Annotated in this window: 10 protein-coding genes and 1 CRISPR repeat array; of the genes, 1 reads left to right on the forward strand and 9 read right to left on the reverse strand. The window is 57.9% G+C overall.

Annotated elements, in window-relative coordinates:
• Positions 1-320 precede the first annotated feature (320 nt).
• The 3 genes from RQ593_RS09085 to RQ593_RS09095 all read right to left on the reverse strand — a co-directional run bounded on the left by RQ593_RS09085 (position 321) and on the right by RQ593_RS09095 (position 7797).
• Positions 321-2528, reverse strand: coding sequence for an LPXTG cell wall anchor domain-containing protein (locus RQ593_RS09085; protein WP_311450441.1), 2208 nt, complete (start codon positions 2526-2528; stop codon positions 321-323).
• Between the two features lie 579 nt (positions 2529-3107).
• Complete coding sequence (locus tag RQ593_RS09090; RefSeq protein ID WP_311450442.1) at positions 3108-6233, reverse strand: DUF5074 domain-containing protein; 3126 nt, start codon at positions 6231-6233, stop codon at positions 3108-3110.
• A 484-nt stretch (positions 6234-6717) separates the two neighbouring features.
• Positions 6718-7797: an S-layer homology domain-containing protein gene (locus RQ593_RS09095; RefSeq protein WP_311450443.1), complete on the reverse strand. Its 1080-nt coding sequence runs from the start codon at positions 7795-7797 to the stop codon at positions 6718-6720.
• A 491-nt stretch (positions 7798-8288) separates the two neighbouring features.
• Between RQ593_RS09095 and RQ593_RS09100 the strand changes: the two genes are divergently transcribed.
• Positions 8289-9044: a nicotinamide mononucleotide transporter gene (locus RQ593_RS09100; protein ID WP_311450444.1), complete on the forward strand. Its 756-nt coding sequence runs from the start codon at positions 8289-8291 to the stop codon at positions 9042-9044.
• 168 nt (positions 9045-9212) lie between these two features.
• Here the strand turns inward: RQ593_RS09100 and RQ593_RS09105 are convergent, their stop codons facing one another.
• The 6 genes from RQ593_RS09105 to cas1 all read right to left on the reverse strand — a co-directional run bounded on the left by RQ593_RS09105 (position 9213) and on the right by cas1 (position 20380).
• Positions 9213-10277 (reverse strand): aldehyde dehydrogenase, encoded by a 1065-nt coding sequence (locus RQ593_RS09105; protein ID WP_070634388.1) that lies wholly within the window; start codon positions 10275-10277, stop codon positions 9213-9215.
• Positions 10277-13126, reverse strand: coding sequence for a type I-U CRISPR-associated helicase/endonuclease Cas3 (cas3u, locus tag RQ593_RS09110; RefSeq protein WP_311450445.1), 2850 nt, complete (start codon positions 13124-13126; stop codon positions 10277-10279). Before cas3u ends, RQ593_RS09105 begins: the two co-directional genes overlap by 1 nt.
• Positions 13119-14708 carry a type I-U CRISPR-associated protein Csb2 gene (csb2, locus tag RQ593_RS09115; RefSeq protein ID WP_311450446.1) on the reverse strand — a complete coding sequence of 530 codons (1590 nt, stop codon included), beginning with the start codon at positions 14706-14708 and terminating at the stop codon, positions 13119-13121. The genes cas3u and csb2 overlap by 8 nt, the downstream gene beginning before the upstream one ends.
• Before the next feature lies 1 nt (position 14709).
• A complete protein-coding gene (gene cas7u, locus RQ593_RS09120; RefSeq protein WP_311450447.1) occupies positions 14710-16011 on the reverse strand; it encodes a type I-U CRISPR-associated RAMP protein Csb1/Cas7u in 1302 nt (433 codons plus the stop codon).
• A 1287-nt stretch (positions 16012-17298) separates the two neighbouring features.
• Positions 17299-18336: direct repeats of the CRISPR family, unit length 36 nt; unit sequence GCCTCAATGAAAGTCCCCACCCGAAGGTGGGGAAAT.
• A gap of 134 nt (positions 18337-18470) precedes the next feature.
• The gene (cas2, locus tag RQ593_RS09125) at positions 18471-18770 is read right to left on the reverse strand and encodes a CRISPR-associated endonuclease Cas2 (RefSeq protein WP_012903699.1); all 300 of its coding nucleotides are present in this window, start codon (positions 18768-18770) and stop codon (positions 18471-18473) included.
• Positions 18770-20380: a CRISPR-associated endonuclease Cas1 gene (cas1, locus tag RQ593_RS09130; protein ID WP_311450448.1), complete on the reverse strand. Its 1611-nt coding sequence runs from the start codon at positions 20378-20380 to the stop codon at positions 18770-18772. The genes cas2 and cas1 overlap by 1 nt, the downstream gene beginning before the upstream one ends.
• Positions 20381-22672: the final 2292 nt, after the last annotated feature.

Raw genomic sequence — 22672 nt, forward strand, 5'->3', positions numbered from 1 at the left:
ACCGGTGTTGCCGCCGTGAGAGGGCGGAGTACTAGGCCGCTATACGATGGGGCCGTGAGATTTACATCTCTTTTACCAGGTCTCCTGGCAACACATATAACTATACAGAGGTTCCTGGAAACAACCAAATCGAAAAGTGGTGAAATGAGTCACATATTTTACACTGAGTGCAAGGCGCTCAGCATAGGTTCTTTTCCAGCCATGCCAGGCACTCCCCCGGCAGTCATCCAGCATCTCCACAGCAGCCCGAATAAAACATGCGGGCACAAAAATGCGCCCCGCACAGTGTACGGGGCGCATCCGCTCAACAGAGCGAGAAACTATGCCTTACGGCGGCGAAGCACCATCACAGCGGCACCAGCAATCAGTGCAAACGCACCGACAGCTGCCAGGCTCAGAACGTTCTGAGCACCGGTCTTAGCCAGCGAGCCCTTGCTCTGAGGCGCAGACTTGGTAGCCGAAGCACTCACCTGAGCATCGGAGTTAGAACCCTTAGGCTGGGAGTCAGACTTCACCGAAGAAGAGCTCTTCAGCGGCGCGGTCTTCGCGGTGGTTCCCAGCTGGTCGTTAGTTTCCTCAGTCTTCGACTGCTCGCCCTTCGACTGTTCGTCCTTAGACTGCTCAGCTGCCGACTTCTCTGCTACTACAGCAGGTGCGGAAGGCGATGCCGAGGCGTTGGTCGGGAATGCCGGCTCGTCAGCCTCATCGCGATTATCTGCGTTGCCGGCATCCTTCGCGTCGTTAACGATCAGCGAAACAGCCGAATCGTAATTGCGGTTGGTAGCCACGTCAGAACCAGCGGTGACGGTACCGAGCATGTAGCCCTGGCTGTACTGCATGGTGTTCGCGGGAACACGCAGGGTTGCGTCGAAGGAGTACTTGCCGGTGCGTGCGTTGTAGACGAACGCGCTCGCCGGAACAATGGTGGACACCTTCTGGATGCTTGCCAGTTCGCTATCGGTCAGCTTGTCGAAACCCATCGACCATTCGCCTTCCTTGACGAGGAACAGGCGAATACCTTCTGCCGGGGGCTTCTCAAAGTCGTAGCCGGACACGTGGAAGGTGTAGGGGCGGGTAATGTCGACGGTGCCCTCAGCGAAGTTCAGGGTGGGGTCAATCAGCACTGCGGTAGCCTGCTTCGGGTAGCCCTGGAAGGGAACCTTAGCGGGGTTAATGGTCGCGGTGGAGGTGAACTCACCCTCGGAAACCTCGGCGTAGAACTTCACGATGGAGTTCGGAACCAGCTTCTGCTGCGAGGAAGGAACAGCCTTACCGTTACGATCCACGGTCGCCTTAGAAGTGTAGGTGTCGGTCATGGAGCCGTCACCGGTCTTCGAGTTCAGCACGTAGGGCACTGCCGCGGTGGTGTTAGCGATGTCCTGCTTGTCCACTGCGATGACGGAGCCGTCCGCGGTGACGGTCAGGTCGTTAGCCTTACCGCCGTTCATCTCAACCTCACCGATCACGCGGTCAGTCTTAGCGTCGAAGATGGCGATCTTGCCGGTACCGAAGTCGGTCACGTACACCAGGTCGCGGTCCTCGTCGTTCTCCATGGACAGCGCCTGGGTGCCGAACTTGACGAACTTCTTGAACGCGCCGGTGGTCAGGTCGTAGACGGAGATACCGGAGTTCACGCCGTCCACACCCTGGGAGGAAACGTAAATTTCGTTCTCGGAGTGGTCGATGGTGACGTCAGAGGGGCGAACCTCAACGGAGGAGTTCTCACCGCGGGTCTGAATAACCTGCTCGGTCTTGAAGGTCTTGGTGTTGATGACGAAGACCTTACCGCCGGTACGCTCGGGCACGTACAGCTTGTCGCCGTCAATGGTCATGTTCATGCCGACGTAGCGGGTGCCGCCGTTGGGGGCGCCCTCCAACTGAAGCTTGGTAACCTCGAAGGTCTTCATGTCGATTGCGGACACGTAGTAGCGGCCGGTCACGAACACCTTGCCGGAGTTGTGATCCACCAGCACGGAGCGGGGGTGCTCAATCCAGTTCGGGTCGCTCTCAGCGATACCGTGGTTGGTCCAAATCTGCTCCATGGTGTTCTGATCGAACACGGACAGGGAGTTATCGGTGGTGTTAGTGACCCACACGGTACCGGACACGTCATCAACAGTGATGCCGTACGCGGAAATGTAGCCAAATTCGCCGTTCTTATCCAGCTCGAAGGGAAGCGCTGCTACTTCTTCAATTTGAAGAGTGTCTGCATTGACACGAGCAATGGTGGAGGCGAGGTCGCCGCGTGCACCCACGCCGACCATCCAAATCTTGTTGGTCGCCTTGGAGTAGGCAACCTGGTACTGGCCGGGCAGACCCTGGGTGATCTGCGCGACGGACGCGGAGGTGTCAACAACGCGGCTCAGCGATGCGGTGGAAGGAGCCGATGCGCTGGGGGTCGCGGTCTGGTTTGCGGTGTTCGGTGCTGCGAAGGAGGCAGGGATCATGGCTGCGCCGGAGATTGCGAGCGCGAGGGAGCCGACGGCGAGCCCCTTCAGTGCTTTGCCCGAGGAGGGAGTGAGGTTCAATGTGTGTCCTTCAAATGTGTAACGGAAGTGCTCACATGCCGCATGCGAATGCTAACGAGACACCCGTGAATATGCGGTGACATATTCGACGGCACGAAAAGCAGAAATGCAGGTAACGCATAAATTTACCTACCTTCTAATCCTCAATGTTTTCCCAGGAAAATACAAGCAGCGACGTGGGCGTGTTTTGTGTTTTTGTGAGTGATCCCCTAATTCGCCTTCAGTATCACGTGAAGGTTGAGGCGCTTCCCCGGTTTTTCCTTGCCCTTGCGGGCAAAAACCCAGGTCGCGAAGGGTATTGTGATGCTTTTATGTTTACACATTAATGTAAATGTTTAGGTGAGGCGCGCCAGCGAAATTCACCACAGGTTAAACATTTTCTCGACATTCAAAACCTATATTTTTACAGGCAAGTGCACATATATAAATATGTACTAAAACCACCTACCCAGCATTAGCCCAAGCGGGCACACAAAAGGCGGGTATCCCTCCCCCAGATTCGAAGAATCCGAAAGAGAAAATACCCGCCTTTTCACGCGTTATATCGAGCTTTTAAGCCCGAGAGCTAAACGTTACACGCTATGCCTTGCGGCGGCGCACCACCAGAGCAGCACCCGCAATCAGAGCCACAGATGCGAAAGCAACCAGCGGCATCACAGCGTTAGCACCGGTGTTAGCCAGAGCGCTACGCGAAGAACCAGCCTGCGAGGAACCTGCGTCGCTCTTAGCTACCGAGGAGCCACCGCCCAAATTATCGGAACCACCTGCGGAGGAACCGCCGTTCTTCACAGCCGAACCGGACTTATCAGCCTTCACAGCATCCGGAGCGGGCTTGGAGTCCTGTGCACCGGTCTTAGCGTCAGACTTCTTATCCTCAGACTTAACGTCCTCAGACTTCTTATCTTCAGCCTTCTTGTCCTCTACCTTCGGATCTGCAGGCTTCGGATCTGCAGGCTTCGGGTCAGCAGGCTTCGGGTCAGCAGGCTTCGGATCTGCCGGCTTCGGATCTGCCGGCTTCGGGTCAGCCGGCTTCGGGTCAGCAGGCTTCGACTCCTCAGCCTTCACACCGGTCACCGTCGGGTAACCCGCAAAGTCCAGCGAAGTCGGGGTGATACCCACCGGAGCTGCGCTCGCGTCGGTGTCCTTCACGCCAACCTTGAACTTCAGAATGGAGTTAGCCTTCAGCTGCTGAACCGATGCGGGAACGTCGTTACCCTGGCGGTCCTTGCCGGGCAGGGTGGTGTACTCGCTGGCGGTGGTAATCTCGCCGGTGGTGCCGTTGAGCACGTAGGGCAGGGTCACCTTCTCGTCGCGGTCCTTCTTGTCAACAACCAGCACGGAGCCGTCCTTGAGCAGGGTCACGTCGTTCGCGGCTGCGCCGTTCATCTCGACCTCGCCGATGACCTCGTCAGCGCGGCCGTCGAACACAGCCACCTTGCCGGTGCCGAAGTCGGTTACGTACACCAGGTCGCGGTCCTCATCGTGCTCCAGAGCGAGCGCCTGGGTGCCGAACTTGACGAACTTCTTGAACTCGCCGGTGTTCAGGTCGTACACGGAGATACCGGAGTTAACACCCTTCACACCCTGAGAAGAAACGTAAATCTCATTCAGCGAGTGGTCCACAGCAACGTCAGAGGGGCGAACCTCAACGGTGGAGTCCTCACCCTGAGTCTGGATGGTCTTCTCAACCTTGAAGGTCTTGGTGTCCACAACGAAGAGCTTGCCGCCGGTGCGCTCGGGCACGTACAGCTTGCCGCCATCGAGGAACAGGTTCATGCTGATGTAGCGGGTGCCGCCGTCGGGTGCGCCTTCGAGCTGGATCTTCTCAACCTGCTTGGTCTTCAGGTCAATAGCGGATACGAAGAAGCGGCCGGTCACGAACGCCTTGCCGGACTCGTGGTCAACCAGAACGGAGCGGGGGTGCTCAATCCAGTTCGGGTCGTCCTTCTTCACGCCCTCGTTGCTCCAGATGAGCTTGAGGGTCTGCTGGTCGTACACTGCCACGGAGTTGTCGGTGGTGTTGGTAACCCAGACGGTGCCGTCCACGTCATCAACGGTCACGCCGTACGCGGAGGTGTAACCGTACTGGCCCTTGTCGTTCTTCTTCACGGGCAGCTCGGCGAAAGCCTCGGTCTGCAGGGTGTCTGCATCCACGCGTGCCAGGGAGGAGGCGAGGCCGCCGCGTGCACCCACGGTGGGCACGAACAGCTTGTGGTTCTTCTTGGAGTAGCCAACCTGGAACTGGCCGGGCAGGCCCTGAATGATGTTCGCAACGCTAGCGTTTGCGTCCACGGTGCGGTGTGCCTCGGTGGAGGGGGTGGTTGCGTTGTTGTCAGCTGCCTTGGTCTTGGTGGCGGTTGCCGGGTAGCCCTGGAACTCGCGGGTTTCGGGGGTGACCTGCTTGACCTCGGAGTTATCACCTGCGGTTGCGGTGACCTTGAACTTCAGGATGGAGTTCGCCTGAATCTCGGAGGTCTTGGCGGGAACCTCGTTGCCCTGCTTGTCCTTAGAAGGCTTGCTGGTGACCTGGCTGGAGGTGCTGACGGTGCCGGTGGTGCCGTCGAGGACGTAGGGCACGGTTGCGGTTGCGCCAGCCTGCTTGTCCACAGCGACTACGGAGCCGTTGGGCAGTACAACCAGGTCGTTTGCCTTGCCGCCGTTCATGGCGACCTCGGCGATCAGCTTGTCTGCTGCGCCGCCGTCAATCACGCCGACCTTGCCGGTGCCGAAGTCAGAGACATATACCAGGTCGTTCGCCTCGTCGTTGTCCAGCGCGAGTGCCTGGGTGCCGAAGGGAATGAACTTCTTGAACTCGTGGGTGGTCGCGTCGTAGATGGACACGCCAGAGTTCGCGCCCTTCACGCCCTGGGAGGAGACGTAAATTTCGTTCTGCGAGTGGTCAATAGCCACGTCGGAGGGGCGAACCTCGCCGTCCTTATCGCCCTTCACAGAGATGGTCTTCTCGACCTTGAAGGTCTTGGTGTCGATCACGAAGAGTTTGCCGCCGGTGCGTTCGGGCACGTACAGCTTACCGCCGTCCACCAGAATGTTCATGCTGATGTAGCGGGTACCTCCATCGGGTGCGCCCTCAAGCTGAATCTTCTCAACCTGCTTGGTCTTCAGGTCGATAGCGGAAACAAAGAAACGACCGGTGACGAACGCCTTGCCGGATTCGTGGTCAACCAGAACGGAGCGGGGGTGCTCAATCCAGTTCGGGTCGGTCTCTGCGATACCGGCGGTGGTCCAGGTCTGCTGCAGGGTTGCCTGATCGTACACGGACACGGAGTTGTCGGTGGTGTTGGTGACCCAGACGGTACCGTCCACATCGTCAACGGTGATACCGTAGGCCGCATCGTACTGGTAGCCCTTGTCGTTCTTGACGATGGGAAGCTCGGCGACTGCCTCAATCTTCAGGGAGTTCGCGTCAATACGAGCAATAGTGGAGACGTGCTTGTCGCGGTCAGCAGTGCCCGCAACCCAAATCTTGTTGGTCTTCTTGGAGTATGCGACCTGGAACTGGCCGGGCAGGCCCTGGGTAATCTTTGCCATCGCCTTGTCGGTGATGGTGCGAGCGTCAGTGCTCTGGCTTGCCGCCGGGGTGGAGTCTGCCGCGAACGATGCGGGGATGGTGGCAACACCTGAAATTGCCAGTGCCAGCGATCCAACGGCGAGGCCCTTGAATGCCTTGCTCGAAGCGAGGTTCATATGTATGTCCTTTTTCGTGGGTGGTGTGTGGAGGTGCGTCTCTCCCCCGCTTACGGGGACGGTGAGACGCCGTGTTTTTCTGCCTTTGCGGCGGGTGTTTCGTGCACCCACAAGGAGTGAACTAGCCTTCACACAGTATTAAGTAAGGCAACCTTTAATTTACCTTCTAGGTAATACTTACTTAGCGCACAGGATTTTGCAAGATTTCAGGTATATATGACGCAAAATTTCATATGACAGGCACAGCCTGTCACTAAAACTCCCCGAGAAGCGGCAATGTAGCAGCACGACGCAACTCGGCGCCCCGAAATAGCACGCCAAAACGGTACCCCGACATAGTACCCCGCAGGGCGCACCACCCAGGGCGCACTGCACAACCCGCACAACAAAACCCCCGCCTCCGGCAAAAGCCAGAAGACGGGGGTTTCACACTACCCAGCGCACACAGCGCCGCGGTTAGCTAAATTTAGGAGCCGTACGAGATTTAAGAAACGTACGAGAAGTCAGTGAACAGCAGGTTCTGCAGCTTGTAACGGCGAATGAAACGAGCCAGCTCCGCGCGAGTAGTCGGCGCGGTCGGCTTGAACACACCCGAAGAATCCAGCACGATGTCGTTCGCGCCAGCCCACGCAACATAGCGGTGCAGGGTACCGGCACCGAGCACGTCGCGGAAACGAGAACCAGCGGCCTCATTCATTTCGGTCAGCTGAACCTCCGCGTTGTACTGGAACAGTACAGCCGCCAGCTCCTCATGAGAAACCGGTGCGGTCGGGTCAATCTTGTCGCCACCGGTGAGCGGCTCGGTAATCTTGCGGTCACGAGCCCAGTGCAGGGCGTTCGCGGTCGGGCGGCCTGCCGCATCCGCGAAGGGTGCAACCTCAGAGTTTTCACTCACGCCAGCGTGACCTGCAGCGTGGTTCAGCAGAGCGATCAGCTCCTCACGGGTCACGGGGCGGTCCGGCTCAAACGCGCCAGTCTGCGGGTTCGGCATCAGCCACTTCTTCTGGTTCGCCATGCGGATATCCTCAGCGAACGGGTGGTTATCCGGAACATCCTCGAAAGAAGTCTTCAGAATCTTGGTCTCAGCCACGGGGATGCGCGCAGCAATCTGGTGGGTAATCTCCTGGCCCCACGGGTCGGAGCAAATATCCAGCTGCAGGGCGTGATCGACACCCTCACCCTGCATCAGCTCGATGGGGAACTGGTCGCTACCGCTGAAGCTGTCAGCGTCACCGTCAAATTCGGGGGTGAGCGGCCAGGAGCGCAGAGTTTCGAAAGAGTCGTTACGAACGTAGCCGTGGCGTACGGTCAGGGTGGTGCCTTCGGTGAGGAATTCGCGCAGACCGTGTGCAGTGTAGTTGACGGTCATACCGGTTTCGGTGATGGTGGCGCGCTGAATGACGAGGCGCGGGCCTTTAGTTTCCTCGGTTGCCGGGGCAATGTTGGTGGGTGCTTCATCTGCCTGAGCAGCCTGTGCCTGCAGGGTCAGTGCGCCTGCAGCGGCGGCGGCGGAAGCACCCTTTACGAAGAATCGTCGTGAGAGTCGATGGTTATTCAAGGGCATGATTGTCCTATTCAGTTCTTGTTTGAGTTGAGTGAGTTACGGGTGGCAGGGCGCGCGGACAGCGGCGTAAACGGTGAGTGAGGCCGATACGTTGGGTTCCCTCCCCCTCTGGCGTGCGTGAGTGAAGCGCAGCATGCGGGGTGCGGGTGTCTGTCGGGCGGATGCGCGGTGAGTGAGACCGGCGTGATTCCTGGACCCAGTCATCTAGCCTACCTTAAGGTTTCTGTTAAAGCGAAGATGAACCGGCGGTGATTTTACGCCCATTTTCGGTGTTCGGCGAGGTAGGGGCGTTATCTGGCAAGGTTTGCCGGAAGTTGGTATGGGTTTTTAATGGGGTGACTTCGGGTTGTTCTATACCGAGGCGTTCCGGAATGTGGAATATGTGGGATTCTGAGGTTTTATGTGCGACACGCCGTTGCGAGCCCTTTTCAAAGAGTTATAGTTATTGGTACCCTATCACTGTTTCTATATCCTCAACAAAGGAGTTACCCATGGAGGCCAAGGAGTTCTCATACGAGAAGGCCCTCCTCTTTTTCGCCAAGTCCAAGTACGCCGACCTTTTCGGCGTGGCACTGGTCATCGCCATCGCAGTCGCATCAGGATACCTGAGCACCCGCCTCGACAAATACGTCGACTGGGGCCCGATCACGGCCTTCATCCCCCTCGGCGTGATTTCCGTGATTAACGTGGGTATTTCAATGATGTCTACCCGCCTGACCGGCCGCCTCTCAAACATCGGCAACGTGCTCGGCATTATTAACACGGCGCTGTCCGGCGCGATTGATTACATTCTGGGCAACAAGGCAGCGATTATCACCTACCCGGTCACTTTCATCGTGTACACCTTCGCGATTCGTAGGTGGCAGAACTCCGAGCGCGGCAAGGCAATGGAACCGCCGACCGGCGCGAAGGGTCAGCTGATTATCAGCAGCATTGTGGTGGGCTCGTTCGCGTTCTCCCTGATTGCGAACTACATTGGCTACGGCGGCAAGATGACGTTCCTGTTCTGGATCACGACCGTCGTGTTTGGACTGTCCCTGTCAGCAAACATTCTGAACGCACTCAAGCTCACGATGCAGTGGCAATTCTGGTTCCTGTACAACACCGTGCAGTGCATCAAGGCGCTGACCCAGGGCAACTTTGCGAACGTCGGCAAGTACATCTTCTACATCATCAACAGCGTGGCAGCACTGCTGCTGTGGACCCGAAATGGCACCGCAGCCAAGGGTACCGTGGCGGTGGCGTAAGGGGCGGTTCCCTAGCGCACTAGCTACCGCATATCCGCTCAGCGATATGTAGACGCTCAACGAAACGTAGAGGGAGGGGCCCTCCGGTGATTCAACCGGAGGACCCCTCCCCTGCATTTTGCTGGTATATTTGCCGGCATTATTTACCAGCCTCGATAAGCGGCTAGGTTAGCCCAGCGGAATCGCGCTACCCTTCAGAACCTGACGCTCAGGTGCCGAATCGCTACCCACCTTCGCGATGGGAAAAGCAACAAAGGCCTGAACGCCCTTCTCACGAAGAATCGCCTTCTCATCCGCCAACTCAGACACGAAAATGTCAGTACTCCAAGAACCGCGGTCCATCGCTTTACCGAGTTCGTCAACCACCCTACGGTAGGGGTGGCTGCGCAACACGGTTCGCAACCGGGCGGGCGTAACCCTTCCGGAGGGTACCGGAAGCACCATGAGCCGCGGGTGCAAAGCGTTGTACGGGTAGGCACCGGGGGTCACGCCGATTCGGTGGATCTGGTGAATCACCGGGAAGTTCGCAACACCCACCAGGGCACAGAAGGCGAGCGCAGTATCCGTCGGCTGCGGGACGGTGAAACCGGTTCCGGTTCGGGAATCCGGCTTCTTATCCAGCGAGTCATGCAGGGTCTGCCCGGTAATACCGCTGAGCATCGCGGAAGGTTCCCAGGTTGCCAGGTCCGCGCACATCAAGCGCAGACGGTCCTTGACGAATTCCTGACCCTTGTTGCGAGTTTTCATCTCCCAACGGGACGCACCGTGGTCGGGGCGAGGCGCCTTGACTTCAAAACGCCAGTATGCCGGTTCGCCCAGGCCAGCAATCCACAGAAGGGACAGCAGGTCGTCACGTTCCATCAGCGCATCCAGATGAGCCTGTCGGGTCTTCTGATGAGAGGCCCAATCGTCCGGGTACTTCTCCGCGTCAATTCCGCGAATACGCGGTGAGAACGGGGAGAAAACAGCGGTTTCCTTACCCGCGCCGTAGGACTGGTCAACGTTCACCCAGCTGTCTTCAGCGGCCAGGGAAGAAACGTAGGAGTGCACGCACTCGGCAATTTCTTCTTCTGACACGCCTTCAGCATGCATTTGGGCGCGCGGCTGGCCTTCCTGAGACCAACCTACAGTGACGGTTCCGGGGTGCTTCTGCTCAACCATCAGGGACAGCCCGTAGAGGGCAAAATGGGTCAATGCCGAGGTGTAGTCACCGGCAATAGTCAGCGTTGCCATTAGTGTCCCTCCCGTGAAATCTGAGCGTCTGCTGCGCGTTCGACGGCCTCAAGGTAGGCGGTAGCGTACGGGCCGTAGGTGCGGCTCGTCTGCTCCATGAGGTTGTCCCAGTAGCCGACGTTGAAGAGTCGGTTCGCCTGTTCCTTGAGCGCTTCGTAGTCCAGCCCCTCGGGCAGGTAGCCTTCCTTGAGCAGGAAGTCTGCGTCGTGGGCGAAGGAGAACCGGCCGTGACCGTGACTGCAACCGATGATGCGCAGCACCAGGTCGCGGTGCTCCCCCACCTTTTCGGGCGAGGCGGCAACCATAAGCGCGGACAGCTGCTCGTGACGCCAGCCCCTCGGCAGGGGGCTACGGCTACGGGCGCGGTACGCCTCAGCCACGGAACGGTAGCCACTCTTCGCGAGCGCTCCCGCCTCCTGGTCTGCACCGAGCATCTGCTGGAAACGCAGGTCACGCTTACCCTCGTCGTGGTACTTTGCCGCCAGTTCCAGGGCCTCCGAGAATTCCGGTGCCAGGCCGAGGTTCTCGGCAAGCTGACGGGTACGCTCAGCAACATCGTTCTGGTGGTCGTCCAGAAGAACGGGGCCAGTCAGCGCCAGTTCCTGAGCGATATCGGAGCCTTCAATAGACTTTTTGTCGTCGGTCACGTCGGCGTACCAGGAAATAACTTCCTGACCGTCCTCAGCCTCGGTAGAAAGCTCAGAAGCAATCCTCTTCTGGCCGCCCGAAGCTTGGCTGTCAAGCAGTTCTGCTACCTCTTCGGGAGAGAGACCCAGATATTCCCTGAAGTCTTCCTCACGGTCCACGCACTTCTCGTACACGTAGAGCTTGATGCCCTCGGGGAAGGGCACAGCCTCCAGCTCGTCCTTCTTAGAAGGCAACTCACGCTGAGTCACAGCAATGTTTTGGTTCGTGAACGGAATACTCCCCGTATCAAGAATCAGAACGTCACCGGGAGCCAACGTCTGGTTGTTCTCTTCACCCTGGTCAGCATCCTGCCACAGGGAAATTTCACCCTGACGGTAAAGGAACTTACGCGGCTTCACGCCGTGCTCATCCTGGTGGTCCAGAATCTCCTTGAGAATCTTCAGATTCGCGGGGAAGGTTTCCTCGTCGCGCGGTGCGAAGTAGCCGGTCTTGAGAATCTCCATGGCGGCAGAAGTGTTGCTCGGCAGGTTATCGCGCACGATAACACCGCCCATCGCGGTTTCCGCCTCCAGGGAGTCGTGCAGCCACAGGTCAAGGTCCGGCTCGTCGTAGGGGTTCTCGTCGGTACGTGAGAATTCCAGCAGGTCAGACCATTCCGGTCGCTGGTAGAGCAGACGCTCCGGGGAGGACTGTACCGGCGGGTTCTTCACCATTGCAGCGGGGTTCACCGACGGGTTCTCAGCATCGTTGAGCGCTTCGAGCCAACCATACGCATTGCTAAGGTCGACCGCCTTGTAGGGAGGCGCGTCCTTCTTGACCGAGTCACCATTGGTAGGCCCAATAACGACGACCTTGGAATTCTTACGGCGGCCCAGACGGTTAACACGGCCGAAGCGCTGCGCCAAGGAGGAAGCCGGAGCCAGCTCGGTCACCAGGTCAGCAAAGTCAACGTCAATACCGACTTCAAGAGTCTGGGTGGCAACAACAACCTTCACGGACTCATCGCCTTCGGTAGTGAAGAGCTTGCTGTGCTTCTTCTGCAACTTTTTCAGGTCGTACGGGCGCATGCGTCCTACGAGAAGCTCAACCTCATCCTTTCCAAGCACCTTGTCCTTGGTGAGTTTCTCCTTGATGGAGATACCCGTCCGCACATGGTTGACGATACAACCGACAGTGTGGGCTTCATCGGAGCCTTCACCCGCCTCACGGTGAGCAAGGAAATCCTTAATTGCGTCCACAGCAGCATTCACGGTCGCAGCGTTACCGGGCTTGCCATCCCACTTATCGATGGGGCGGAGCACCAGTTCCTTATGCGAGTGGACACGCTTGCGCAGCTCTTCATCATTCGGGCTGTCGAGAGCCTCAATGTCCACGCCCAGCGTGGTTGAATCGCTGTCCTCAGTGGAGGGGGTAGCGGTCGTCTCAACCACCTGCAGGGTAGGAACACCCAGGTTGGCCTCGCGCTTCTGCAGCTCGGCAATACGCTGAGTGGTGTGCAGCAGCTGACGGTTCATGTGTGCCTCATCGAGCACCATGACGGTGTCCATGGCCAGCAGAGCGGTCTCACGCGGGCGGGCAGCCTTGGTGCTGCCGTAGCCGCGGAAGAGCGCTCGCGAACCGTACATATCCGGGGTTGCGGCGATGATTGCGCAAGCCGAAATGTCGGTGACCGGCAGGTTGCGGTTCGAGAGTTCGCCACGGATGTGACCAGTCTCGAAGGGTTTGCTCCCCTTCTCGTCGTTGCGGGTCTGGAAGCTCTGGAGAGCTTCAGCAACCCTACGCAGAATATCGGGCTCACCGGATCCATCAGCGAGCGCGTCCTCCAGGCAGCCGAGAATCTTGTCGGCACGGGTTGCCTGGCTGTCGACCAGCGCGCGGCGTCCCACGGTCACGCAGAGGCGACGGGGAACGCGCGGCGCGGCGCCAACCGCGGCGAGCGCATTCGCGAAGAGATGGATATCAACCACGGAGGACTTGCCGGAGCCGGTCGGCGCGTTAATACGTTCCGGCCATACGCCGTGCTCGCAAATGTGGTCGAGCACTTCTTCCTGCCAGCTGAAGGGGTAGCGCTTTTGCTTTTCCTTGGGTGCTTCGTTAGGTGCGTTGTTACGTGCGGCATCAAGCGCAGCATCAAGCGCGGCAAAGAACTCACCGAACTCATCACGAGTAATAGAGGGCAGCTTGGTAGCGGGGCTAGTCATGCTTTTCCTCCTTCTTGCGGCGATCGTATTCTTCGGTGGGCACGTCGAATGGAACCAGCAGGCCGCCGCCCATGTGGCGGGATTGGCCGATGGCTACGAGGGTCGTGTCCGTTGCCAGGTTGCCGAGGTCTACGACGCCGCGCCACGGTTCTGCGGGCAGAGTGCGGGGCAGCTTGTAGGCGTAGGCGGCGGGGTTCTGGGTTACACGGTGTGCTTCCAGGACCTTGGCCTCAGCCTTTTGAGCAACCTGATCCCTCAAGCTACGAATTCGTTCGCGTGCGGTTTCAGCCTCGGGCGCTTCGAAGCTGTCACGCCACACGTAAGCCATGGAAAGCAGAGCGGCGTCTGCGAAGGTCCAGGCCTTCGTCTCAGTCTTCTTCGGGCGGTTGAAAACGCGCGATTCGGGAACGGCCGCGCTGAGAGTACGCCACAGGCGCTTGTACCCAGTCTTGGGAGCATCCCAGAAACCCTGTGCGGGCAGGCGCTTCTGGCGAAGCTTCACGGTCAGTCGGGGGAAGTCCTGAGCGTAGAGAGTTTCTACGCTCCTGAGTGCGATACCGAGTTCTACTGCTTCATCGGTCGGGGCGCTTGCCGGGACCAAGACGAGCAGGACTCCCTGAGACTTCACTTCACGACGCAGGTAGTCAGGCAGGTAGCGGGCGGGCAGGTACTGCAGCGCCAGGCTGTTGGCCGGCTTGTGACCCTTGGGGTACCTGCCGGTGATGAGGCTGGGCGCGCCGAATCCTGCGGCAGCTACGAGAGCCTTGTGCAGCAGGGAGCATGCCTTGACGTACTGTTCGGGCTTCAGCCCTTCACCGTCTACTTCAAGGAGCCACAAGTATTCCCAGGGGCTGGTGGAGGTTTCAGCCTCCACAGGCTGGTACTTGATGGATCCCAGGCCTGCGGTGGGTACCGATGAGGGGCGCATCGTGTCGCTCGCTGCGGTCTTGTCGCCTGCCTTGGTGGGAACCTTGGCGGGGTACGCTTCTGCATGAGCACGCATGAGCGCGTTGATTCGACCGGGTACGGGTACGCGGACGGGCATACCGCCTGCTTCGAAGGGGCCCGACTTGGTGTCGATGGTGTGGGTGGGTTCCACGTCTCCGGTGTAGAGGGCGGTGAAGCTGCTGGCTTCTCCGAGGGAGGGTACTTCGCCACAGAGCTGGGTGATGGTTTCCGCGATGTCTGCGGGTACCTTATCGTACTGCCAGCCGATGGTGTCGGATACTGCCCAGCCGTCGGATACGGCGCGACGCTCGGTCTGCCGCCCATCCTTCTCTGAATATGCCACTTCTCGGTACATGAATCGGCTCATCTTGTTGGGTGAGCGGTACACGGGGCACATGTCGGGAAGCTGCAACCCGCTCGGAGGATTCTCTTCAAGCCATTTGAGAGCCTTGAGAGATTCTTCCGAGGGGGCAAGCCGCCCGTTTTCGATAATTGCGTGAGGTCCCTGCGCGGCCGCGCTGAGGAGCGCGGCCTGCAAGCGGGCAGGGTCGGGGAAGGCGTCGGGGCTTCCGTCCGCCTTGTGGCCCTGGTATACACCGAGCGGGAACCTCGCGAGAATTCCGAGGTTCGTCATATTATTCAGCGTCCTCCGCAGTGGCGTTCTTAATGATGATGGGGTTGCCTTCAACCTTGAAAGTCTGGCCATTCCAGTCAGCCACGCCAGCCTTCTTGGCATTCTCGATAGCCTCGAGGAGCAGCTGGTCGGTGTGTTCAACGGTCAGGGGTGCGAAGGGCTTCTTCTCGCCGAAACGCTGGTCGAGGGTGACAACGGGTGCGGCAGATTCGATCAGGTCACAGTTGGCACGGATGTAGAGTTCACGCTCCGCACGGGCAATAGCGTTGAGGCCGAGTGCGGCAAGAAGTGCACGCGCGGCAACATTCTTGGTCTCGTCCTGACCGAAGCGCAGCTGACGCAGGGTGGCGAGGCTCAGAACCCAAGAGCGAATAATGCGGCGGCAAGCTACAGCACCGGTTTCTTCGAGCGAGGGCGGGATGCTACCCAGGCCGAGAGTGGAAGCGGAGATGCGAGCATCAGCCTTGGCGGTCTTTACTTCCTTGCGGCGTGCGGCAACATTCTTGGCGCTCAGTTCAGCTTCCTGGTCATCGACGAGAGAGTTAAGTTCCTTGGCGCCAAGCTTTACGCTGGCGGCTACGGCGTCGACGCGGGCGCCGCCACGGCGTGCCTGTCGGTGTTCAGCGCCAGGATCCTGGTCTGCGAGGACGCCGATAATTTCACCGACGAGGGCGCTACGCAGGCGGACCTGGTTGCTCTTGCGGGTGGAGTCCCATGCGCCGAAGAGGAGCGCTGCAGGGGCGGTCTTGAGCAGTTCGCTCATGTCTGCGGGGGTGCAGTTGCGCAGTGCGCGGTACTGGTCGTTTTCGGTGATGGGCTTGCCGTCGACACGACCGGCACGGAAGTGGCCGTCGAAGATGCGGTGGGACAGTTCCATGTCGCTGTATTCTACGGGGCCGTTTTCGGTCTCGTAGGTGACGACAGCGCGGGGAATCTTGACGACTGCTTCGTTGCTGTACTGGCGGCCCTGTTCGATGGCGGCTTCTGCGCGGTTGAGTTCGGACTGCTTACTGTCGATGAGGACGACCTTCTGAGGCTTGCCCTTGACGACCTTTTCGGCGTCCTTGGAATCTTCTTCCTTCTTGGGTTCGTCCTGACCTTCAGGCTTCTCTACGATGTAGCGGGTTTCGTAAGCGAAGACGGACTTGGAACCGTCGACGAACTTGGCGGGTGCCACGGATGCGTGGGGGCCTGCGGCGGGTTCGAGTTCGGTGATGGAGGTGATGACGGAGCCGCCGCCGAGCTCGAGGTTATCGAGAAGATCGGCGAGGGTGATAGTGTTCTGGGACTCGTTCTGGGACATGATTGTCTCCTTATATGTTGGGTGCACGTTTGCTTCGATGCGTTGGACGTGCACGTTTACTTGTATAGCTTTAAGCTACATCGGTTTTCCGAATGGTGCGCGTGTTTTCGTCACGCTGCTGATTCGACATGCCGTTTCCTTCTCCCCTGTGCTGTCACATCCCGTGTTTTGGGTAGTGACAGCACAGGGTATGGAAGGTAGACATATGGCCACACAAGCGGTCAGCATGCAGACAGATTGGGAGGCCCCTCCGTACTACCGGTATACTGGTTAGGTTATGTCTGCGGCAACAGGCATAACCGCCGCTTGATGCGGTAAATACTTATATAAACAAAAGCCGCCCGTTACGCCTCGCGTAGCGGGCGGCTTTTATTTCTTGTGAGTAGCCGGAACATATCCTTCACCTCCAAGGTTGGGGCTAGAGTCGCTTCGGCGGACTGCCGAAGTAGCTTCCAAGCCATCTGACACCTTCACGATAGCATTAAGTTCCAGACTATGCAACTACGCAAAACCTCGAGCTCCAATCATCAGAATATTCGTATATACAAAATAAGTCCGCTAACGATAAAAACCGTTAGCGGACCAAGTTTCAAGGAAAGCTCCAGCAACTTTCCCGTCGCCGGAGAAACACCAGCGATTTGGAGCGCCCATCATTAAAATATTCGTCCCTCAATGAAATTCTAGTCCCCCGCATGGCAGAGCTAGGCTCGTGTAGAGAAGAAACGTGAGGTTCCAAAAGCATCGCTTGTGCCTCCATTATCCTATCTTTCTCACCTACAGTGCAATCAGCTCTGTCCTTCGCTCATGACTTCACCATAGCGCTACTACAGATTACGTGCACCCGATTTGGTCATTTCAGACTCAGATAGCTGGCAAGAGGAATCTGCAGTGGGTGCCGCATCTAGCCCATCTTCATGTTTTAAAGAGAAGAGCCTCGTTATAGAAACCAAATTGGTTTCTAGAACGAGGCTGCGCAACCCACGTGAGACTTCCCGATTCATACCCAGAATCGCAATGAAGATTCCCCGTCCGAAGGCGGAGAAATAGCCATAGGGCTGGTGAAGCCGTTCTTGAACACCATGCCTCAATGAAAGTCCCCACCCAGAGGTGGAGAAATAGCTAGCTAAAAACTAGCATGCTATGGCGTAGCAGAGACTGCTATGGCATGAGATTCTCGCGGATCACGTATCCAAAGTGTACATCACGCAATATCTATGCATACCGTGGCTTCGTCATCCGACGGTGGAGAAATGGCTCTTCAACCGTTGCGGCAACGACCATTCCAAAGCCTCCATGAAAGTCCCCGCCCGAAGGCGGGGAAATCAGAATGCGGATACCTTTTTCACCCTTGCGGACTTGGCCTCAATGAAAGTCCCCGCCCAAGGTGGAGAAATACAGGTGGAGGTCATTACTCCCCCGCAGCTGCGGCGCCTCAATGAAAGTCCCCGCCCGAAGGTGGGGAAATGGCGTCCATGTCGCCCAGATTCTCCTTAATCTGCGCGCCTCAATGAAAGTCCCCACCCGAAGGTGGGGAAATTACCGTGCAGCAGGCTATAACGTCATCAAGGGTGAGCCTCAATGAAAGTCCCCACCCGAAGGTGGGGAAATCCCCGCGGTGCTAGGAACACCCGGAGCCGTTGGTAACACGCCTCAATGAAAGTCCCCACCCGAAGGTGGGGAAATATCCCAGGAAAAGGGTTTCGCCCGAATCGACGCGCTGCATGCCTCAATGAAAGTCCCCGTCCAAAGGCGGGGAAATCCGCCGACACCGAGGTAGACTCCCCGGCACTTGGCTAGCCTCAATGAAAGTCCCCGCCCGAAAGCGGGGAAATCGCTGACCTGACTCAGCTACTGAACACGTTCAAGACACCTCAATGAAAGTCCCCTCCCGAAGGCAGGGAAATGTCGGTCGGTCACACAGGCGAGGGGCAACCTCACTGAAAGTTCCCGCCCAAGGCGGGGAAATACGGCAGTATCTACCGGCTAGCACGGGGCAACTTCGCCTCAATGAAAGTCCCCGCCCAAAGGCGGGGAAATCCGATACACCAGGGAGTCACGACGAACGTTCGCCAGCCTCAATGAAAGTCCCCACCCGAAGGCGGGGAAATGTCATGTAGCTCTTCCAGGCTGAGGATTCCCAGGGTGCCTCAATGAAAGTCCCCACCCGAAGGCAGGGAAATTGCAGATTGCGCAGGAGCTTCTGGCTATGCCTACCCGCCCTCAATGAAAGTCCCCACCCGAATGTGGGGAAATCTCAGCCAAAGAGCGGCAACCCTCGCTGTTGGCGTGGCCTCAATGAAAGTCTCCACCTGCAGGTGGAGAAATCTCGCGGAGACAGACAAAGCTTCCAAAGGCCATTATCCCCACCTCTACTACCAGTCCGCAATCGAACTCGTCATTCTCTCTCCACCCCTCCCCGCTCCCCTGCCGCGCGTCGCTAGCGAATGAGCAGCACGCGGCTAGAGAATGAGCGCATCCGATTCGGTCACCTCGCGCGCCCGGCCAATGTAGCTGAAGGTCGGCTCATCAAGGCGGGCCAGCAGCCCCAGGTCGCAGAAGAGCACCGAGTCCTCGTCTGGATCGATGAGTTCCTGAACCTCGTCTTTGATGCGTCGCACCTTGGCGGGGGCCGCATCCACAATAAAGACGCTGTACTGAATACGGTCCCCGTAGCTGAGAATGAGCTTGGCCAGTTTGGTGCGCCGCCGGTCGCTGGGCACGTCGTAAGCGATAAGTGTTCGTCGGGCGTCGTCACGCATTATCGTACGGTCACCCCCGTGTACTCGCGGGTGGTTCCGTTAATTACGCCCAGGAGCATGCGGGCCTGCACCTCAATAGCGCGGCGCCACGTCACCGAATACCCGTAGGTGGGGTGAGTAATCTCCGTGGCCATTCGCTTCTCGAACGCGGCGATGACGGTCTTCCGCCCTTCGGGTGTGAGCCGGTAACTGCCACCAACCGCGGTGAAGTGTGCCGCTTTGACCTGCTTCCTATTAATAAGAGACACCACCACAGAATCCGCGATGACTGCACGGAACTCTTCCATGAGGTCAAGAGCGAGCGCCGGCTTATTGCGAGAGCTACTGTGCAGGAACCCGGCGTGAGGGTCGAGCCCGCACGTGAGAATCGCGCGAATGCACTCTGAGCTGAGCATCCCGTAGGCGTAGTTCAGCAGAATGTTGATGGGGTCGTTGGCTCCTCTCCCCTGCCGCCCGGCCCAGGTCCAGCCGAGTTCGGTGAGCACGTCTTCTTTGAGCATGGTTGCGAAACTACCGAAGTAGAGCGAGGCGGCTTCACCTTCGAGGCCGAGCAGCTCCGGGATTGAGGTAGCTTGCGGCGTGTGCTTCTGAATGTCTCGCATGGTGCGGCATGCGTCTGCGGCATGGCCGTTACGGCGTAGCAGGGTCGCTTGGTTTGAGATTTTGCTGGCAATCATGGCAGCCGCTATAGGCATGTGCCCCTGCGCTGAGAGTACGTGTTGTTGCACGCGGGCCAGTCCATTCGGTCCGGTGCCGGGTTGCGTCCAGCCGTAGACTCGGCCGGTGCTGGAGCACCAGATGATGGTGCAGTTGCGCCACATGAGTTCCCGCAGGAGCGCGGAGGAAACGTCGATGTTTCCGTGGACGACGAGGCTGTGCACGCGTTCGAGAGGTACGCTGCTGATTGTTTCACCGAGGTGCTGCACGATGAGGCGTCCTTGCTGGACGGTCGCTCTTGATCCTTGCGTGGTGAGGTGCGCTACTTGGCTGTCGGGGTTGCTGGCGACAACGCGTGTAATGTTTTCTTTTCCGTGGGATTCGTCGGGTAGGCACACGGAGATGTGGGAGCACCAGCTGCAGCGGGGTGAGTCTTCGAGGGGTTGCGGTGCTGTCGGGTTATCGATGAGTGCGCGGGTGGTGTGTACGTATTCTTCTGCGGTGCGGATGTCTTCATCTGAGATATCGACGGGCACGGTTTTGTTGTGGTTGGTGAAGTGCACCGCGCATTCGCTGACTGTTTCGCCGGCTTCTTCGAGGCACATTTTCTGAAGGGCAAGCTGCACCCTGTGGGCGGGCGTGACGGATGCATTACGGCGTACGGGTGTTGCTTTGTATTCGATGATGCGGGTAGAACCGTCTTCTTGGGGTTCGATGGCGTCGCACCGTCCGGTGAGCCCGAGACGTGTTGATGAGATGGTGACTGCGCGCTGTTGTGTGCCGCGGGATGTTTTGGGGTCGTCGACTCGTTTGTGGGCGGATTGTCCCTCTTGCATTTGTGAGGTGTCGGTCTTTTCGCCGTTAGATTCAATCCATGCGCGGCGGGGGCAGTACACGGTGTGCATGACGAGTGAGATGGGTAGTTCGTCGCCTGCACTGTAGGGGGTAGACATCGGTGTCTCCTTGGTGTGAGCGAGTATGGTGGGCAGTCAACTTTGACTGCTTGGTTTTGAGGGTAGCACCGCGGTGGGGTGTTTTGGCTTATCAGCGAGTTTATGACGCTATTCCGGCGTGTTGAGTTTTTCTGCTTGGGTTCATGGAGGAGGCAAGTAGCAGCTGGCTGGTGGGGTTTGCGGTTGGTGTTTTAGCCTGGCTGATTCCTGCGCGGCGAAAAAGGAAAAGCTCCGTTCCTGGACTGTGATGGGTCCGGGAACGGAGCAAGGAAGGGTTAGGGAAAGTCCCTACGAAACCGTAGGGAAGGTTGAGGTGTTTCCCGCGCAAGCAGGGATGAGCCCGCCGCCTCAATGAAGGTCTCTACAGAAAGGTAGGGAAATAATCTTCCCGTGGGGGTCACCGTTGTACCCCTGCATGCCTCAATGAAAGCCCCTCCAAAAAGGAAGGGAAATAAGCTCAGAAGCGCGCAGCCCTAACGTCACCAGGGTGCCTCAATGAAAGCCCTCCCCAAAAGGAAGGGAAATTTGTAGGCGAGTGGTGCCCCGCCTTGCTCGAACACGCCTCAATGAAAGCCCCTCCAAAAAAGGAAGGGAAATCGCTGGCCATTTTCAACCCACTCAAGCGCGAAGAGCCTCAATGAAAGCCCTTCCCAAAAGGAAAGGAAATTGGGTTCTGCCCGGCGGTGGAAACACGCACGTAGCCGCCTCAACGAAAGTCCCTCCATAAAGGAAGGGAAAAGGTCGTCCAGGTCTGGCTCTCCCCAGTCCCTCGTATCGCCTCAATGAAAGCCCCTCCAAAAGGAAGGGAAATTCGCGACTGAGAGTCCAGCCGGCCGCTTACCCGATGAGCCTCAATGAAAGTCTACATCTCAAGCTGTAGAACAAGCAGCCCATCAGTCATCCTGGGCCATCACAACAGCTTGTCTTGTTGAAAGCCCCTACAAAAAGATAGGGAAATTTCAATTTCCAACCAACGTACGAGGTGCATTCGCCGCCTCAATGAAAGCCCTTCCCAAAAGGAAGGGAAATTCACCCACGACCCTACCAATGACATCCCTGGCGGCGGCCTCAATGAAAGCCAAAAAACTGTATGGAAATCTGGCTGACGAGGGTACCCTTGGCAGCGTCGACGACACCTCAATGAAAGCCCCTCCAAAAAGGAAGGGAAATGTCCAGCCGCCAGCGCTGGAGCTGACCGCCTGCACAGCCTCAATGAAAGCCCTTCCCGGCGCGGCTTCTCCTCGCGGATGGACGAGTTCTGGCCTCACTGCAAGTCCCTACGAAAAAGCAGGGAAATTGGCCTCGAAGAGCCTGAATGAGTCTCCGCAGATTTGGCCTCAATGAAAGCCTTTCCGAAAAGGAAGGGAAATGTCGCCGTTGTCTACTGCTTCACGCTCGGCCTTAGTGCCTCAATGAAAGTCCCTCCCAAAAGGAAGGGAAATCGCGAGATTCATGCGGGACAGCTTCACCAGGTTCTTGCCTCAGTGAAAGTCCCTACGAAGGAGTAGGGAAAAAAGCCAGCGGCGATGCTCGCCGTTGGTGCGGCCACGTTGTCCCTTAATGCAATTCTCTCCTTATAAGAGAGAATATCTCATAATATATACACCTGTCTCACTCAGTGCATGAGCCCTCATTGAAAGCCCTTCCCAAAAGGAAGGGAAATCCTCGTCGCCCCGCAGGTCGGGGGCACTCGCTAGGACACCTCAATGAAAGTCCCCACAAATCTGTATGGAAATTGACCATCTGTACCCTGAACCCTGTTGGCAATCACGACGCCTCAATGAAAGCCCTCCAAAAAGGATGGGAAATCGATTCTCCTGGATGAAGACCAGTGAAGGTACCACGCCTCAATGAAAATCTCCGCTGGAAAGCAGAGAAAACTGGTGAAGTCCTCACAGAAACCCGCGGCGAAGGCGGACCTCAATGAAAGCCCCTCCGAGAAGGAAGGGAAATACGGCGGGATGCCCGTCTGCGACGCAACCTGCAGAGCACCTCAATGAAAGCCTCTCCAAAAGGGAAGGGAAATTGCCTTCATCCTCTTCAAGCCAACTGTGGCCGTGCTGTCTCAATGAAAGCCCTTCCCAAAAGGAAGGGAAATATTAGAGAACTTAAAGGTGATGTCCTGCGCGAAACCGCCTCAATGAAAGTCCCTCCCAAAAGGAAGGGAAATATGGTCAAGCGCTACCGCCGACCCGCTCGTGAGGTCGCCTCAATGAAAGCCCCCCCTCCAAAAAAAGGATGAACTGCCTCCCGTTTCTTGGACATCAAAACTAAAGTCCAAGAAACGGGAGG

Origin of the sequence: uncultured Rothia sp. (assembly GCF_963507905.1) — a bacterium.
Lineage (GTDB): Bacteria > Actinomycetota > Actinomycetes > Actinomycetales > Micrococcaceae > Rothia.